Annotated in this window: 14 protein-coding genes; 12 read left to right on the forward strand and 2 right to left on the reverse strand. The window is 63.3% G+C overall.

The genetic code is table 11. From position 1 onward, the window contains the following. Window position 1: 1 nt before the first annotated feature. From msbA to OH764_RS04455, 6 genes are all read left to right on the forward strand, one after another. Window positions 2–1,795: a lipid A export permease/ATP-binding protein MsbA gene (gene msbA / locus OH764_RS04430; RefSeq protein ID WP_498848154.1), complete on the forward strand. Its 1,794-nt coding sequence runs from the start codon at window positions 2–4 to the stop codon at window positions 1,793–1,795. Between the two features lie 129 nt (window positions 1,796–1,924). Continuing rightward, the gene (locus OH764_RS04435; RefSeq protein WP_498848755.1) at window positions 1,925–3,001 is read left to right on the forward strand and encodes a glycosyltransferase family 4 protein; all 1,077 of its coding nucleotides are present in this window, start codon (window positions 1,925–1,927) and stop codon (window positions 2,999–3,001) included. A gap of 361 nt (window positions 3,002–3,362) precedes the next feature. Then, window positions 3,363–4,490, forward strand: a complete 1,128-nt coding sequence (locus tag OH764_RS04440; protein WP_498848155.1) for a glycosyltransferase family 9 protein — start codon at window positions 3,363–3,365, stop codon at window positions 4,488–4,490. Then, window positions 4,490–5,845 (forward strand): O-antigen ligase family protein, encoded by a 1,356-nt coding sequence (locus OH764_RS04445; RefSeq protein ID WP_498848156.1) that lies wholly within the window; start codon window positions 4,490–4,492, stop codon window positions 5,843–5,845. The genes OH764_RS04440 and OH764_RS04445 overlap by 1 nt, the downstream gene beginning before the upstream one ends. Then, entirely contained in the window at window positions 5,845–7,080 is a 1,236-nt protein-coding gene (locus tag OH764_RS04450) for a glycosyltransferase (RefSeq protein ID WP_498848157.1), read from the forward strand. The genes OH764_RS04445 and OH764_RS04450 overlap by 1 nt, the downstream gene beginning before the upstream one ends. A 139-nt stretch (window positions 7,081–7,219) precedes the next feature. After that, window positions 7,220–8,143 (forward strand): recombination-associated protein RdgC, encoded by a 924-nt coding sequence (locus OH764_RS04455; RefSeq protein ID WP_498848158.1) that lies wholly within the window; start codon window positions 7,220–7,222, stop codon window positions 8,141–8,143. A gap of 272 nt (window positions 8,144–8,415) precedes the next feature. Here OH764_RS04455 and OH764_RS04460 read toward each other — a convergent pair whose 3' ends face one another. Continuing rightward, complete coding sequence (locus tag OH764_RS04460) at window positions 8,416–8,880, reverse strand: VOC family protein (protein WP_020065348.1); 465 nt, start codon at window positions 8,878–8,880, stop codon at window positions 8,416–8,418. A gap of 240 nt (window positions 8,881–9,120) precedes the next feature. Beyond that, on the reverse strand, window positions 9,121–10,836 hold the full coding sequence (locus OH764_RS04465) for an SH3 domain-containing protein (RefSeq protein WP_498848159.1): 1,716 nt from the start codon (window positions 10,834–10,836) through the stop codon (window positions 9,121–9,123). Window positions 10,837–10,954: 118 nt separating this feature from the next. Between OH764_RS04465 and OH764_RS04470 the strand changes: the two genes are divergently transcribed. The 6 genes from OH764_RS04470 to pqqD all read left to right on the forward strand — a co-directional run bounded on the left by OH764_RS04470 (window position 10,955) and on the right by pqqD (window position 16,575). Beyond that, window positions 10,955–11,380 carry a TOBE domain-containing protein gene (locus OH764_RS04470; protein ID WP_498848160.1) on the forward strand — a complete coding sequence of 142 codons (426 nt, stop codon included), beginning with the start codon at window positions 10,955–10,957 and terminating at the stop codon, window positions 11,378–11,380. Window positions 11,381–11,467: 87 nt separating this feature from the next. After that, window positions 11,468–11,968, forward strand: coding sequence for a GAF domain-containing protein (locus OH764_RS04475; RefSeq protein ID WP_498848161.1), 501 nt, complete (start codon window positions 11,468–11,470; stop codon window positions 11,966–11,968). 47 nt (window positions 11,969–12,015) lie between these two features. Next, window positions 12,016–13,710 carry a putative bifunctional diguanylate cyclase/phosphodiesterase gene (locus OH764_RS04480; protein ID WP_498848162.1) on the forward strand — a complete coding sequence of 565 codons (1,695 nt, stop codon included), beginning with the start codon at window positions 12,016–12,018 and terminating at the stop codon, window positions 13,708–13,710. A gap of 127 nt (window positions 13,711–13,837) precedes the next feature. Further along, the gene (locus OH764_RS04485) at window positions 13,838–15,805 is read left to right on the forward strand and encodes a sigma-54-dependent Fis family transcriptional regulator (RefSeq protein WP_498848163.1); all 1,968 of its coding nucleotides are present in this window, start codon (window positions 13,838–13,840) and stop codon (window positions 15,803–15,805) included. A gap of 278 nt (window positions 15,806–16,083) precedes the next feature. Beyond that, window positions 16,084–16,158: a pyrroloquinoline quinone precursor peptide PqqA gene (gene pqqA / locus OH764_RS04490; RefSeq protein WP_033379411.1), complete on the forward strand. Its 75-nt coding sequence runs from the start codon at window positions 16,084–16,086 to the stop codon at window positions 16,156–16,158. Between the two features lie 135 nt (window positions 16,159–16,293). Beyond that, entirely contained in the window at window positions 16,294–16,575 is a 282-nt protein-coding gene (gene pqqD, locus OH764_RS04495) for a pyrroloquinoline quinone biosynthesis protein PqqD (protein WP_498848164.1), read from the forward strand. The last annotated feature ends 86 nt before the right edge of the window (window positions 16,576–16,661 follow it).

The raw sequence follows: 16,661 nt of genomic DNA on the forward strand, positions 1-16,661 counted from the left end.
CTTGAGCGCGAAGCCAACGTTAAGCAAGCCCATCGGTGAAGGTGAGGCGTCGTCCCCCACCGTCGTTTTCCGCCGCCTGTGGCCGTTCATCAAGCCGCTCTTGTGGGTGATCGTCGGGGCGATCGTCGCAATGGCGGTGAGCGCCGGCACCGACGCGGCCATCCCCGCGTTGCTCAAGCCGCTGCTCGACAAAGGCTTTGGCGCGCATGCGAGCGACAACGCGAAATGGTTCGTGCCGGCCGCTGTGATCGGACTCGCGCTGATCCGCGGTGTATCGCAATATGCGTCCGGCTACTTGCTTGCGTACGTATCCAACAAGATCCTGCTCGAACTGCGCCTGAGAATGTTCGACCGCATGATTCATACGAGCGTCGCGTTTTTTCAGCGCGAAACCGCGAGCACGGTGATCAACGCCATCGTCTTCGAGGTCAACCAGATTCTCAACGTGCTGTTGGGCGTGATGGTGACGTTGGTCCGCGACTCGCTCACGGTCATCTTCCTGCTCGGCTATCTGTTTTATCTGAACTGGCGTCTGACGCTGATCGTGGCGGTACTGCTGCCGGGCATCGGCTGGCTGGTCGGCAAGATCAACCGCCGGCTGCGGCGTCTGAACCGCGAGCATCAACTGCTGACGAACGAGCTGTCTTATATCGTCGAGGAGACCGTGGGCGGCTACAAGGTCGTCAAGGTTCATAACGGCGAAAAGTACGAAATGGACCGCTTTACGTCCATGAGCAAGCGCCTGCGCGGCTATGCAATGCGCATGACCGTGTCGGGCGGTCTTGCTCAACCGCTGACGCAGTTCCTCGCGTCTATCGCGCTCGCCGTCGTGATTACGATCGCGGTGGTGCAGTCGTCGTCGGATCAGACCACGGTCGGCGGCTTTGTCGCATTCGTCACGTCAATGCTGCTGATCATCTCGCCGCTCAAGCATCTTATGGACGTGAACCAACCGCTCCAGCGCGGCATGACGGCGGCCGAGCTGATCTTCGGTCTGATCGACGAGCCCGCGGAGCCCGCGGGCGGTGGCAAACCGCTCGAACGCGCGCGCGGCGAAGTTGAGTTCCGCAACGTCTCGTTCAGGTACAGCACCAACGCCACGCATAACCGCCACACGCTCGACCATGTGTCGTTCAAGGTTGCGCCCGGCGAGATGGTGGCGCTCGCGGGCCCGTCGGGCAGCGGCAAGACTACATTGGTGAATCTGCTGCCGCGCTTTTTCGATCCGACCGGCGGCGAGATTCTGGTCGACGGAGTTGCGATCGGCGACTACGACCTTCACGCGCTGCGTAGCCAGATCGCGATGGTTAGCCAGGACGTCGTGCTCTTCAACGACACCGTGGCCAACAACGTCGCCTACGGCCAGGCCGCGGATCGGGACAAGGTCAACGCGGCGCTCCGGGCGGCCAATTTGTGGGACACGGTCGACGCTATGCCCAACGGCATAGACACGCTCGTGGGCGACAACGGCATGATGCTGTCCGGCGGCCAGCGGCAACGTCTGGCAATCGCGCGTGCCATCTACAAGGACGCGCCCATTCTGATTCTCGACGAAGCAACCTCGGCGCTGGATTCCGAGTCCGAGCGCCACGTGCAGGCCGCGCTCGAAACCCTCATGAAGGGCCGCACGACGCTCGTCATTGCGCACCGTCTGTCGACCATCGAGCGCGCTAACCGGATTCTCGTGATGGAGGCGGGGCGAATCGCCGAAAGCGGCAGCCACCGCGAGTTGCTCGCGCAAAACGGACTGTATGCACATCTGCATCGCATCCAGTTTCAGCAGAGCGCGGCGTAACGCGCACGACGTCGGCCTTCAGCGGTCTTCTCTGCCACGAGTCGGTCCGCCATCAGGCGGTCCGTTTTGCCGGACCGCGCCCCTTCTCCGATAACGTTTGACGAGGCGCTCGCGCGCGCTGTCTGAATGATGAAACTTGGACTTTCCAGCAACGCATTGCAGCACAGCGGCGGCCTGGAACGCTATGCGATGGATCTCGTGCGCGGCTTCGCGGCACGCGGCGTCGAGCTTGCGTTTTTTGCGCGCCGTTTCGATACGTCTCTGCCCGAAAGCGGCATGGTCGAACGGCACCGCATCAACGTGTCGTTTCTGCCGGGCAAACTGCGCGACCGCTGGTTTTCCTGGCGCTTGCGCTCGGCGCGCCGCGCGGCGCACGTCGACTTGCTGATTGGCTGCAACCGCGTTGACTCGTCCGATATTGCTATCTGCGGCGGTACGCATCTTGGTTTTCTTCAGGCGACGGGGCGCGCACAGAAACGCTCGGACCGTTGGCAAATCGAACTTGAGCGACGCCAATACGCGTGCTCCAAAGTCGTCGTCGCCCATTCGCAACTCATGCACGACGAGTTGCGGCGACTGTACGGGATCGACGAAGCAAAAATTCGTGTGTTGTATCCGCCCGTCGACGGAACTCGTTTCAAGCCGACCGATGCCGCCACTCGCGCCGCCCTGCGGCGTAAATACGGTTTTGCGGATGAAGAGATCGTTCTGCTGTTTCCGTCCAGCAGTCACGAGCGCAAGGGATTGCCGCTCATCGAAGCGGCGTTGCAGGGTACGTCACTGCCGATCGTGGTGGCCGTGGCGGGACGCCCGCCCGCGCGCACATCGGAACGGCTGCGCTACATCGGGTATGTCAAGGAACTCGCGGAGTGTTATCAGGCTGCGGATTTCTCTATCCTTGCATCGACGTACGAGCCCTTCGGCCTTGTCGGCATCGAATCGGTGATGTGCGGCACGCCGGTGATTTTCCCGTCGAACATCGGTTGCTGCGACGCTATCGCCTCACATGCAAAGTTCGTCTTCAAGCCGGGCGACGTGGCCGATCTGCGGGCAACGCTGGCGCGAGCGGTCGCAGCACATCGCGACCACGCGCGCTTCGCGCCGCCGGAACTCACCGACGCCGCCGCGGTGCGCTATGACCCGAGCGTGGCCGCTCACGTCGATGCGTTGCTGAGCCTGGCGAAGCAGATCGCACCCGCCTCGTAGTCTCGCCACCCGCTACGGGACGGCGCGCGGGGGCCGCCAGGCACGGTCTTGCGTCGTTTTGCGCTAGAGGCACATGTTATAATTTTGTGATATCGACGCTTGAAATTAACGCTTGAATTCGGCTTGATCTCATTCGAGCCGAACACCCCCTTTACTTCACCGGGCTTCAATGCCCGCGAGGACAGGCGGCGGGCCAGCAGCGCCGTCGCTGGGGCGCGCCTACGCGTCACGACGGGGCCGCAGCCGCCGCACTGGATCTGTCGAAAAGAATACGCTGGAGATTGTGCATGGCGAACGCGACCTCGCGCCGGGTATCGGCGTACAGCAAGATCGCGGCGGAAATAAACGCGCCGATGAGCCTATGAGTCGGCTTGCCGGGCGTCTTCTTACCTTCAGGTCGGCTATTCCGCGACTGCTCGCCAAGCCTTTGCGCCGCGAGCCGCAGAGCATCCGCCGTATCCTGATCGCGCATCATCTTCTGCTTGGCGATACGTTGCTGCTCACGCCGCTGCTCGCCAAGTTGCGTGCGCAATATCCGCAAGCGGACATTCTTCTGGCCTGCCCGAAAGCCATCGTGCCGCTATATGCGGGGCGGCCTTTCGGCGTTAGCGTGTTGCCGTTCGATCCGCGCGATCCGGCGTCCGTGCGAAACGTTTTGCTTTCCGGACCCTACGACCTTGGCCTCGTGCTCGGCGATAACCGCTATAGCTGGCTCGCACTCGCGGCCGGCTGCCGGTGGATCGTCGGACACTCCGGCGACAAGCCCGCGTGGAAGAACTGGCCGCTCGACCGGAGCGTGCCATATCCCAATGCGCCCGAGGCGTGGGCCGACCTCGCCGCGCAACTGATAGAAGGGCCGCCTCCACGCGCTTACCGTCCCGCAGATTGGCCTGCGCCTCCGCATCGCGCGTTGCCGGAGCCGGCGCAGTTCACAAAACGTTATGTGGTGCTTCATCCGGGCGCGAGTGGGAGCGTCAAGCGCTGGCCGAATGCACGCTGGCTCGAGCTGGCGCGGCGAGTCGAAGCACTGGGTTATCTGCCGGTGTGGACCGGCGGTCCGGGCGAAGCGGATCTGATCCGCGCGATCGACCCGCAAGCGCGTCATCCGAATCTGGCGGCTCAGCTTGGTCTCGGCGAGTTGTGGCATCTGTTTGCCGGTGCAGAGGCCGTGGTTTGTCCCGATACCGGAGTCGCCCATCTTGGGCGCCTGATCGGTGTGCCTACGCTTGCGCTTTTCGGTCCGGGCAACGCGCAGATTCATGGCGCGGGACGCTACTGGCGCGAGGTGCCGTTCGTGCCGATCACCGTCGCCGACATGCTGTGTCGCGATCAGCCTTTTATCTTCCGCCGCGAGGTAGCATGGGTGCGGCGCTGCGATCGCAACGAGACGACCTGCGTTGCGTGGCGCGGCGACCACGCCGAGTGCATGGGCCAACTCACGGTCGAGTCGGTATTCAATGTTTTGCAAAATATCCTGGTGAAAGCGTAATGACTCACACGGCTGCGCGAGTGGAGAGCCTGTTCTGGGTTGCCTGTCCGGTCCTGCTGTTCGTGGTGATGTTCGGCCACATGACGGCGATCGTCTTCAACGCGCTCGCGTTGCTTGCGCTCGGTGTCGCGGCGGCTGCCTTTTCGGCGAATCGTCCGTCGCTCGCGCGTTGGCCGCTGCTGCTGCCCGTCGCCGCGTGGGCGGGGTGGGGGCTTGCCTCGGTGGCGTGGTCGCCATATCCGATGGTCAGCCTGCACGCGTGGTGCGACGAGGTGCTCTATCCGCTGGTGTCGTTCTGGGGCTTCTGGCTGTTCGGAAGCCAACTGCGGCGACCCGAGCCCGTGGTTGCCGTCAACTGGCTTGCGTGCCTTGTGCTCGCCACGATCAGCGCGCTCAACTGGGGGCATCTGCAGCCGCCTACGGCCAATACCTTCCCGTTGCATTTTTATAATCGCGTCGGTCATACCAGCACGCTCGCGGTGTTTTCGATAGCGCTCTTCGCCGGCTTCCTGTTGCGTCCGCGCTGGCGCGTGGTCGGCGCGAGCGGCATTGTGCTGTGCCTCTTTATCGGGCTCGCGACGCTCAACCGGTTCTTCTGGCCGGCCGCCGCCGTGACGCTTCTCGTCGCGCTATATCCGCTGTATCGGCGCCGCCTCATGCTCGCGGTGCTGGCCATTGCCGTAGTGGGTGCAGCCGGCGTCGGCACGCTCGAGCTCAGTTCGCGCTTGCGTACGAGCGGTGCCGCGCCCGAGGTCACACAGGCGCGCGACGTCGTGATCGACGGTCATCAGGTCTACGTGCCGGGCTCACTGTCGGCTATCGGCGATACGGTATCGGCCGATACGCGCCCGAAGTTGTGGGCGTTCTATGTCGGCCAGGCCGAGCATCACGCCTGGGCCGGTATCGGTTTCGGCAAGCCATTGCCGGGCATCGTCTATCGCAATGCAATGCCGCCTGCGTTGCTGGCGGCCGAACCGCAAGCGCTGACGCATGCGCACAACCTTTTCATCAACACGTGGCTGCAGACCGGCTTCATTGGCGTCGTGCTGCAGACGGGGCTGTTGCTGAGCCTGGTTGCGCGATTCTGGCGGTATCAGCGAGCGGAACCGTGGTTATGCGCTGCAGGCGTTGCGCTGGTGGCCGGCATGATCGCGAAAAACATGACCGATGATTTCATGTGGCAGACGACCATGCTGGCGTTCTGGTCGTTTGCGGGCCTCCTGCTGGGGTACGCGGAGCACGGCAGAGCTTCGGCTGGATCTTCGCAAAGCGTTGAGCGCACCATGTCCACGGCCGGGCGGGTCGAACCGCTACGCGAATCGCAGACCGTCAAGCTGGATGAAAAAGGGCGGTGATGAGCGAGACATTGAAGGCCGCAGAGACCGACCGCGCCCCGCTGCGCATTCTGTTTCACATCAACGACTTCGGTAAGGGCGGCACCGAGACGGCGCTGCTGTCGTGGCTCAAGACACTGGACCGCCAGCTGTTCGCGCCGAGCCTCTCGGTGGCCTATCCGACCGACGACCTGGCGTTCTGGCGCGCGCATTCCATTCCCGACGACGTCGATGTCCATGTGCTCGCTTCATCGGAATGGATGGTCGCGCTGCATAAGAAAGCGCGCCAACGCAAACTCGGCCTCGGCGAGAAGCTGTTGCACAAGGCGCTGACCTACGGCGCGATCCGGCCGCTGGCGGCGCGGCGGATGCGACGCCTCGCGAGCCAGCATGACCTGGTTTGCGACTTCGATTTTTCGCTGCGTCACCTGGCAGGCAGTTGCGGCGTGCCGTGGATTGGCGTCAGTCACTTCAGCCTCGCCGCGCGGCTTGGCAACAAGAGCGAGCGTTACGTTGCCCGCCGTGTCCGGCATTTCGCACGTTACTCCGCGGTAGCCGTGCTGACGCCAGCCATGCTGCGCGAAGCGCGCGAGCTTTTCGCGACAAGTCATGTGGACGTTACAGAGTTGCCGAACGTGATCGACATCGAGGCGTTGCGGCGTGCGGCGTCCGGGCAGATCGAACGTCCGGCGGATTCGTTCATTGTGTCGGTGGCGCGTCTGGACGAAGGTCAGAAGGACCACAAGACGCTGCTGCGAGCCTACGCCCAATTACGCGAGCGTGGCCGCTGCAGCGCGGCGCTGGTGCTGATCGGCGAGGGCCGGGACCGAGGCGAGCTGGAGCAACTCGCACACGAACTGGGGATCGCCCCGTCCGTGCATTTCCTGGGCTTTTGCGCCAACCCATCGCCCTATATCAGGCAGGCGGAGCTGCTAGTGCTGAGCAGCCGCTATGAGGGCTTCGGCATGGTTCTCGGCGAGGCCATGGCGCTCGGCACGCCGGTTCTATCGACGGATTGCCCGACCGGCCCGCGCGATCTGCTGGAGGGCGGCAAAGCCGGCCTGCTAGTACCGGCGGGCGATGTCGACGCGATGGCGCTGGCTATGGAACGTCTTCTCACCGAGACCGAACTGCGCCGTAGCCTCGTGCAGGCAGCTTCACAAAAGGTCGCCAGTTTTGCCCCCGCAAGCGCGAACCAGCGGATGCTCGCACTCGCCTCGAGGCTGTTGAAGGAGAAGGCGGCGACGTCTCGGTGAGCCGGGACTTCGATCGCGCGGCGTTGCGTTAATCTCTCAACACTGGTCCTCCGGCGTCGCTCGCCGAGATCGCCAGCAAGTCGGGCGACCTGCCAGATAGAGATAGAATGGTGCGCTTTGCCCGTACTCGACTCTGCCCATGTGGTTCAAAAACCTTCAGCTTCACCGCCTTCCCGCGCCGTGGTCCGTTACTCCCGAACAGATGCAGAAGTGGCTCGCGCCGCATGCTTTCGCGCCCGGCAATAGTGTCGAGATGCAAAGCCATGGCTGGGCGTCTCCTCGCGACAACGATTCGCTCGTCTATGCGCTCAATGGGCAGATGCTGCTCACGTTTCGCACCGAAAAGAAACTGCTGCCGGCTTCGGTCGTCACGCAGGTTACGAAGGCGCGCGCCGCTGAACTGGAAGAGCAGCAGGGTTTCAAACCAGGCCGCAAACAGATGCGCGAACTCAAGGAGCAGGTCACCGACGAACTGTTGCCGCGCGCTTTCAGCATCCGGCGTGATACGCGCGTGTGGATCGATTGCCGCAACGGCTGGCTGGTCATCGACGCAGCGTCGCAAGCAGTTGCCGACGAAGTGCGCGGGTTGCTGGTGAAGTCGATCGATCAGTTGCCGCTTGGTACCGTGCGCGTTACACAATCGCCGGTTGCGGCCATGACGGGTTGGCTGCTGTCGGGCGAGGGGCCCGCTGGTTTCACGCTCGATCAGGACACCGAGTTGCGCTCACCGGCGGAAGGCAACGCGACCGTGCGTTACGTGGGACATACTTTGGACGCCGAAGATATGCGCCGCCATATCGAGGCCGGCAAGCAATGCATGCGACTTGCGATGACGTGGAACGATCGGGTGTCGTTCGTACTGACGCCTTCGCTGACGATCAAGCGCATTGCGCCCCTCGACGTGCTGAAGGAAGCAAGCGATCCGACCGCGCAGAACGACGACGAACGCTTCGACTCGGATTTCACGCTGATGACTGCGGAACTCGATCGCATGCTGGGTGACTTGCTCGACGCGTTGGGCGGAGAGCAGGTTGACGCGATGTTGGAGGCCGCGGCGGCTTGAGAAGGCGGTGCGTTCGGGGAGGCCTGTTTTGCGCTCACGCCACTCCTGGGTTCCGGGAGGCGGAATGTCCGCTCGGTCCCGTAGTCGGAGGAGGGCAGCAGTTACGATGCACAGGCTCGCTCAAGGAAACATGACCCGGTTTAGCGTTGCGGCGAAAACGGCTACCGTATCAATGAGTTGAGGAAGTTGTGGGGCGGTTATGCACAGACTACTGAACAGAATCTGTGGGTAACTTCACCCCGCCACCCCCTCCAAGCATGCCGCCCAGTGAATTACTTCATCGCCGCCATGGCCTGCTGGATCTCTTCGGTGCTGAGATCGCGCTTATGCGTCGCCAACGACCAGCTATGTCCGAACGGGTCTTTCAGCTGGCCGTAGCGGTCGCCCCAGAACATGTCGGCGACAGCCATCTTGACGGTCGCGCCCGCATCGACGGCCTGCTGGAAACTGGCGTCCACATCTTCGACGTAGTGGTGGATCGTCACCGGCGTGCCTTGCAGATGGTTCGGTCCGAAGGCCTGGTGTTCGGGCCATTCGTCGGTGAGCATCAGCATCGAATCGCCGATTTTCAGGCACGCGTGCATCACCTTGCCGCCCGGCCCCGGCAGCCGGAACTGTTCGACGGCGTTGAAGGCTTTAGTGTAGAACGCGATGGCTTCGGCCGCGTTTGCGCAAATCAGGTACGGCGTGAGCGAGTGCATCCCTTCCGGGATCGGTTTGACAGCAGGGCTGCTCATGACGGCGACTCCTTGAAGTAACAGGTTCGTGGATTGAAAGTCCGACTGTTTCAGCCAGGCTCCCAACGTTACGACGAGCACGTCGCCGCCGGATCGACACTCCGTAAAAAATATTTTCAAGCACGAACGTGCGCGTAACCGGCCGACGTTGCAAAGCCTGAAAGTCGCTTGTCAGTCATCAGCCGTCAGCCGTCAGCCGTCAGCCGTCAGCCGTCAGCTTCCAGCCATCGCAGCCGACCCTCAGCCCGCCGGATTATCTTCATCCGCAGGCGCCGGTGGCGCCGCAGCGGGCCCTGGCGAGGGCGCCGCCGTCCCGTCGGGCGCGCCAAGTATGCTGATCTGGAATGTCGGCGTGGCCGCAAGCGACTGTAGTGTGGAATCTTCGGGAATGTGCTCCAAAAGCGGCAGGATGACGGAGCCGCCAATCACCGCGCGCCGGCTGTTGTCAGCGGGACGCAGTCCCCACACGTCCTGATAGACGACCGGCACCGCGACGCCGTTGCGAGTCGTATTGCCGATGTAAAGCATCACATGCCCGCCGATATAAATCAGCGTGCGTAACGGCACTCCATGTTCCGTCAGATAGTCGAGGCGTTCTCGAGGCGTCGACGCGGACAGATCGATCATGCGCCCGGCGCCCATCTGCGTGGACGAATGGCGCGGCAACCACACGCCGAAGGCTGCGAAGATGCTCTGCAATTCCGACGAGCAGTCGTTATAGAGGCCGCTGTTGCCCCAGCCGTAAGGCCGGCCAATCAGCGCTTTCATCAGCGTAGCGAGATGGCGCGGCGTGGCGGCGAGCGGCATCGGTGCAATCTGTTCGTCGCCAAGTTCGGCTGTGCGAACGAGCGCGGCGCCTTCTGCGTCGCGTGCGGGCACGAGGACTTCACGCGGAGCCGGCGTCCCGGCGACTGCGTCGTGTTCGCTAGCGTTGGTGCCCGCATTCGCGTCCACGCTCGAGTCATTGGCAGCGCCAGCACCGCTAGCGCTACCGTCAGCCGCCGCACGCGTCTTGACGCCGCGTCCCGCGTTGACCGATGAGCGCGCGATCAATGGCAACAGCGTGCCGGCAGGTGCGTCGAAGCGGAAGACACCGCGGCTATCGCGCACCGGCGCGGACGCAGCGATCACCGCGCCGAGCGATTTGGCCGTCGCTGCGCGCCATGTATCGACGAATCGCTCGCTCGTCATGCCCACACCGTCGCTGCGCACCCAGCCCTGCACATCCGGCGTTTGCACATAACGCCACGCGCCGTCGACGCTCGTGCCCAGCACATACAGCGGCGTGCCCGGCCGCACCGCGGAGATTTGGAGGTTGTCGAACGGATAACCTTCGCCAGCCAGACGGTGGCTGTAGAACGACGGGTCGGAGGTCGGCAACTCGCGCACCATGAGGTTGGTCGTCGCGATTGCACGTCGTGCGGGTTGGTAGACCGGCGCCTCGGTGAACTGCGCGACGTTCATGTTGCGCGCGATGGCGTCGATCCACGCCTTATCGTGCGGGCGGAAGTTCTCGCCATAACCGATGGCCGCGCCGCTCTTGCCGCTATTGTCGAAGCTGGCAATGCGGCGCTGCTGCAGCGCGACAATATCCGCGCCTTGCTGGCGATAGACACGCATGGCGACGTACGCGGAATTCCACGGCGACGGCGCATTCGTGCCGGTGCCGAAGTAGCGTGCATAGAGCGCCCGGAAGTGCGCCTGCTGGTCGGCGGCACTCAGGAACGCCTTGTCGTAACCGGGGCTCGTCGGATCGAGCCAGTGATCGACGTCCTGATCGTAGGCGCTGAGCGGGAAAAGCGTGATCGTATCGGCGGTAACGCGCGCGTCGCGTGTCTGCGACGGATTACTACACGCGCCGAGCCCCGCAAGCGACGCGAAAGCCACGGAAAGGACGACCGCGCGAGCGGTGTTCGGCCAGGAGCGAGCGATGCGGAAAGGGACGGCTACAGGCATGAGTTCGACGAAGTAAGTCCAAGGGCACGATGATACGGTGTCGCGCGTTCCATTACACTTGATCGATTCGCAGACGAACACATTCAACGCCTCGTGCGTTGAACCATAGGAGCGAGATATGCAAACGAGCGCACGCAACCAGTTTGCCGGCGAAGTCACCACAGTCACGCACGGCGCCGTCAACGACGAAGTCACGCTGCGCACCGCGGACGGACTGGAAATCGTCGCAATCATTACGCACGGCAGTGCAACGGCGCTCGGTCTCGCCGCAGGCAAGAAAGCCTTCCCGCTGGTGAAGGCGTCCTCGATTATCGTGATGGTCGACGTAGCGAAGAATCAGGTGTCGGCGCGCAACTGCATCGCGGGTACCGTGACGGCAGTCACGAAGGGCGCGGTCAATTCGGAGGTGATCATCGGCGCGGGCGGCGCGCAGATCGCTGCGGTCGTGACCAACGAAAGTGCCGAGCGCCTCGGCCTCGCGGCAGGCAAAGCGGCAACGGCGATCTTCAAGGCATCGAGCGTGATCGTCGGCGTCCAGTCGTAGTGGCCGCACTCCAGTGAACCAGGAAGCCGCTTGCTTTACACTGGGACGACTGGTTTCCTCACTTTCCGCTTTCATCACGGACTCGTCATGTTCGAAGTTTCCTCCGCCTCGCAATTGCCCAAGGCCGCGCATTACGAAGAACTCGTCGCGCAGGCGCGCGCGCTCCTCGCCGACGAAACCGACTCGATCGCCAACGCCGCGAATTTCTCGTCGTTCGTATTTCATTCGCTGAGCGGTCTGAACTGGGCCGGGTTCTACTTTTTCGACGGCCGCGAACTCGTGGTCGGCCCATTCCAGGGCAAGCCGGCGTGCGTGCGCATTGCGCTCGGCAAAGGCGTCTGCGGCACGGCTGCGCAAACGCGTGAGACGCAGGTGGTACGCGATGTTCACGAATTTCCCGGCCATATCGCTTGCGATTCCGCGTCGCAATCGGAAATCGTCGTGCCGCTCGTCGCACCGGACGGCACGCTGATCGGCGTATGGGACGTGGACAGCCCGCTCGTTGCGCGCTTCGACCAGGACGACGCAAAGGGCATGCAAGCGCTCTGTGCGGTGTTTATCGAATCGGCGCTTCCGCGCGCGCCGTAGTCGCCGCACGCGGTCTCGGCCATCGTCAGAAAAATATAAGGCGCGCGATGCAAGACCCGTCTCATCCCGTAATGCATGCGCGCGACGCCGCTCTCGCAGCGGCGCCTTTCGGCATGTTCATCTGCAATGCACGCGGCACATTCGAGCACGTCAACGCGGCACTCGAAAAACTGACAGGCATGACCGCCAATGAACTGGTCGGCCGGCGTAGCTTCGAGTCTCTGCACGATCCGGCTGAGCTTGCGAGACGTCGCGGTGAATTGCCGATATTGGCCAGGATAGGCGCCCGCTACGAGAGTGAGTGGACTTATCTGCGCCGCAGCGGCACGCCAGTGCGCGTGGTGCTCGCGCTGTCTCCGCTCTCCGGTGAAGGGGTGTGTCATCCCGGCGACGCGCGTTACGTCGGCGTTGTCGTCGACATGACGCGCTATGCGCAATCGGACGCGCGCCTCTGGTATGTCTCGCATCACGACGGCGTGACGCGCCTACCCAATCAGACGCTTTTCACCGAGCGCCTCGAGCTGACGATCGCACGGTGCGAACGCCATACGAGCGGCTTTACTGTGCTGATCGCCGAGCTCGATCACTTGCGCAAGCTTCGCGACGCACTCGGTTTGCACGCAGCCGAACTGGTGTTGCAGATCGTCGGTGAGCGGTTGCGGGGCCTCTTTCCGAACGATGGCACGATCGCCTCGATCGGCGGCACGCAGTTCGCATTGCTGATCAACGAGACCGGCTCCGCTGCCGATGCGTTCGCCGCCGAGGCGCTCAGCCGCATTGCCGAGCCGATCGACTACGGCGGTACGGCGCTGAACATCGCGGCGAGCATCGGCATCGTCGCATATCCGGACGACGGCGGCGATGCGCCGACGCTGATGCGCCGCGCAGGCGTCGCACTCTCGGCCGCAGCGGCGGTCAACGGTAACGCGGTCCGGCGCTTTTCGACGGCGCTCGAAGGACAGGCCGCGCGCCGCTTCCAGATCGAGACCATGTTGCGTGAAGCGTTGGAGCGCCAGCAGTTGCATCTTGTCTACCAGCCGCAGGTGACGCTCGCCACTGGCGGCATCGCGCAAGTCGAAGCGCTGCTGCGCTGGAATCATCCGGAGCGCGGCATGATCAGTCCGGCGGAATTCGTGCCGGTTGCCGAAGAGTCCGGGCTCATCGAGCAGATCGGCGAATGGGTGATCCGTACCGCGTGTCGCGACGCGGGCAAACTCCTTCGCATGACCGGCAACCTGCCGCGCGTCGCGGTCAATGTGTCGCCGCAGCAGTTCCAGCGGCACGACCTCTTCGAGACCATTCGCGGCGCGCTCGACAGCGCCGCGCTCGCTCCGTCCTATCTGGAGGTGGAGATTACCGAAGGCGTGTTGCTGGGCGACACCGAGCAGACGCTGGAAACGCTCCACGCGCTGCGCGGGCTCGGCGTGGAGATTGCCGTCGACGACTTCGGCACTGGCTATTCGAGTCTCGCGTATTTGACGCGGTTTCCGCTCAATCGCCTGAAGATCGACCGGTCGTTCGTGACGAGAATGGCCGGCGATCCGCAATGTCACGCGCTCGTCGGCGCGGTCGTTGCGATGGCGCACGCGCTCGGGCTACGCGTCACGGCGGAGGGCGTCGAAACACCTGAGCAGGCGGCGCAGCTACGGGCGCTCGGCTGCGACGAGGCGCAAGGCTTCTGGTTTTCGCGGCCGGTGACGGCGTCGGCGTTGGGGAATCTGCTGAGTCCGCCGGGCGCGTGATGTCGGTGGCGTGCGTGCCGTTCACCATCTGGCCGGCCGCCGCGTGTGACGAGTTGGCGCAATATTTGCATTGTGTCGCACCATCACGGCCCGGGCAAAACGACCCGGGCCTGACCAGGAGGAGACAATGCGCGACGACACGTACCATGCCGTAACCCCATTCGCCCCCAACGAGACTTGCTGGCTCACCCCGTCGATTCAGAAGTCCCATGAACGCTCGGAAGTGTTCGGTCTGAGCGAGTCCATGCGTCCCGACTACGATGTGCTGCCGGCCGGCGAACTGGCGCTGAAGCTCGAGCAGAACCGCATTCTTTGCGCGCACGCCACGCCGGTCATGGAAACCCTCCATGAGCAGATTGTGAACACTCAGAGCATGATCGTGCTGACGGACGCCGAAGGTCTGATCCTCCATTCGATCGGCGACGACGACTTCCTGCGGCGCGCCGAGAAGGTCGCGCTGCGGCCCGGCGCGAACTGGGCGGAAAACCGTCAAGGCACCAATGCAATCGGCACAGCGATCGCCGAGCGCAGCGCAACTGTCGTGCACGGCGAGCAGCATTATCTCGTCGCGAACCGGTTCCTGACCTGCTCCAGCGTGCCGATTCTCGATCCGTACGGCGATCTCATCGGCGTGCTCGACGTCACGGGCGACCATCGCAGCTATCACCAGCACACCATGGCGCTCGCAAAAATGTCCGTGCAGATGATCGAGAACCATCTGTTTGCCAACACGTTCCGCGAAACCTTGCAGATCGCATTTCATGGCCGTCCGGAGTTTCTCGGTACCTTGATGGAAGGGATTGCCGCCTTCACCTGCGACGGCCGATTTCTGTCCGCGAATCGCAGCGCGCAATTCCAGCTCGGTTTGCCGCTTGCGGGGTTGCGCGCGCATACGCTGTCGTCGCTGTTCGGGCTCACGAGCGCCCAGTTGATCGACCGTCTGCGCACGCACCGCGATCGTCATCTGTCGCTGAACCTGAGCAACGGCGCCGTGGTGTGCGCGAACGTCCGGTTCCGCCGCGCGACAGTCGCCGAAGAGCCCGCCCGTTCGCGCACGCCGACTGAAGCGGCACAGCGAAGCGAACCGTTTGCGACGCCTGCGCATCCGCTGTCGAAGCTCGCTTATCTCGACACCGGCGACCCGCAGATCGCGGCGGTCATCGCCAAGGTGCGCAAGGTCATCGGCAAGAACATCCCGATTCTGATCACCGGCGAGACGGGCACCGGCAAGGAACTGCTCGCGCAGGCGATCCACAACGATTCGCCTCGCCGCGCCGGCCCTTTCGTCGCGGTGAACTGCGCGTCGATACCGGAAACGTTGATCGAATCGGAACTGTTCGGCTACGAGGAGGGCGCATTCACCGGCGCGCGGCGCAAAGGCGCCGTCGGCAAACTGTTGCAGGCCAACGGCGGCACGCTCTTTCTCGACGAAATCGGCGACATGCCGTACCCGTTGCAAGTGCGTCTGTTGCGGGTGCTGCAGGAGCGTCTCGTGAACCCGCTCGGCTCGACAAAGTCGATTCCCGTCGATGTCGCGATCATTTGCGCGACGCATCGCGATCTGCGCGAAATGATCGCGCAGAGCCGCTTTCGCGAGGATTTGTACTACCGCCTCAACGGTCTGGTCGTCAAATTGCCGCCGCTGCGCGAACGCACCGATCTGTCAGCGGTGATCAAAAAAATGCTGGATTGCGCAGCGGCTGAGAGCGGCGGCGGCCAGGCACTGAGCATCGCAGACGACGTCATGACGCTCTTCGGGCAATGCGCGTGGCCCGGCAACTTCCGCCAGCTCGGCAATCTGCTGCGCACGGCGGCGGTGATGGTCGATGCAGACGGAGAAATTCGCCGCGAGCATCTTCCTGACGACTTCTTCGACGACCTGCGTGCCGTCGGGCCATCGTCCCCGCACGGAGTGGATGTGTTGTCGCTACCGAGCGGGCGGCTTCACGACGTTGCCGCGAGCGTGATCGCCAACGCGGTGGCGCAGCATGGCGGCAACGTGTCGGCGGCGGCTCGCACGCTCGGCATCTCGCGCAATACCATCTATCGGAAGCTGCCGCCGCGCGGCGCGAACAACAGCGAAGACGCAGCGTGATTCGTGTACGGCGCAATGCGCTGCAATGCTCCGTTGTGCAACAGCACTGTTCCGGAATTGAACGGGTGCGAATTTCGATGCCGCGCCCAGCGCGGCATGTTTGTCTCGCGCAGCAGGCGTTGGCTGGCAAAACAAGCCGTCGCTTGGGACGCAATGCTTTGGCTGCACTACAGGCGAAATGAAAGCGCAGGTCGATACGTTCGGCATGGACCTTGCGTTCGGAAGAGGACCGCTTCGACGATGCGGTTTTTTATCGAATGTCTATCAAGGAGACTGCCATGCAGTGGACCACCCCCGCCTACACCGACTTGCGCTTTGGTTTTGAAATCACGATGTATATCGCCACTCGCTAAACCATGTTCAAACGCCGCCGCGCGTCACGTTGCGCGACGCGCGGCGGCGTTCAAAGCATCGCCTGCGCAAGCACAGATTCCGGGGTTGGATGCAGGCAGCGCCCTGCCACAACGAACCAGAAACGCGTGACTGCCATGAATGCTCCGGATACTGAAAACTTCATCGGTCCGCGCCCGAATTTGCACCCGCGCCTTCGCTTGCAGCAGGATGTCGCGCAAGACGGCTACGTGCTGGTGTCTGCGGCAGGTGTCGTCAAGTTGAATCCGACAGCAGGCGAAATACTGAGCCGCTGTGACGGCACGCGCGAACTCGACGAGATCATCGGCGAGCTCGAGGACATGTTCAACGCGTCGGATCTCGCCATGGACGTCTATCGTTTCATCGAGCATGCGCGGCAACGCGGCTGGGTGGAGTGATCACGATTTGAGTGTTCGGCGGCGCAACGCACTCTGCACACGCGTTAGAGCGCCCAGCGATTCTCCTGAACCACAGGGAATCGCTG

Source organism: Burkholderia sp. M6-3, from assembly GCF_050858985.1.
In the GTDB taxonomy this organism is placed as follows: domain Bacteria; phylum Pseudomonadota; class Gammaproteobacteria; order Burkholderiales; family Burkholderiaceae; genus Paraburkholderia; species Paraburkholderia caledonica.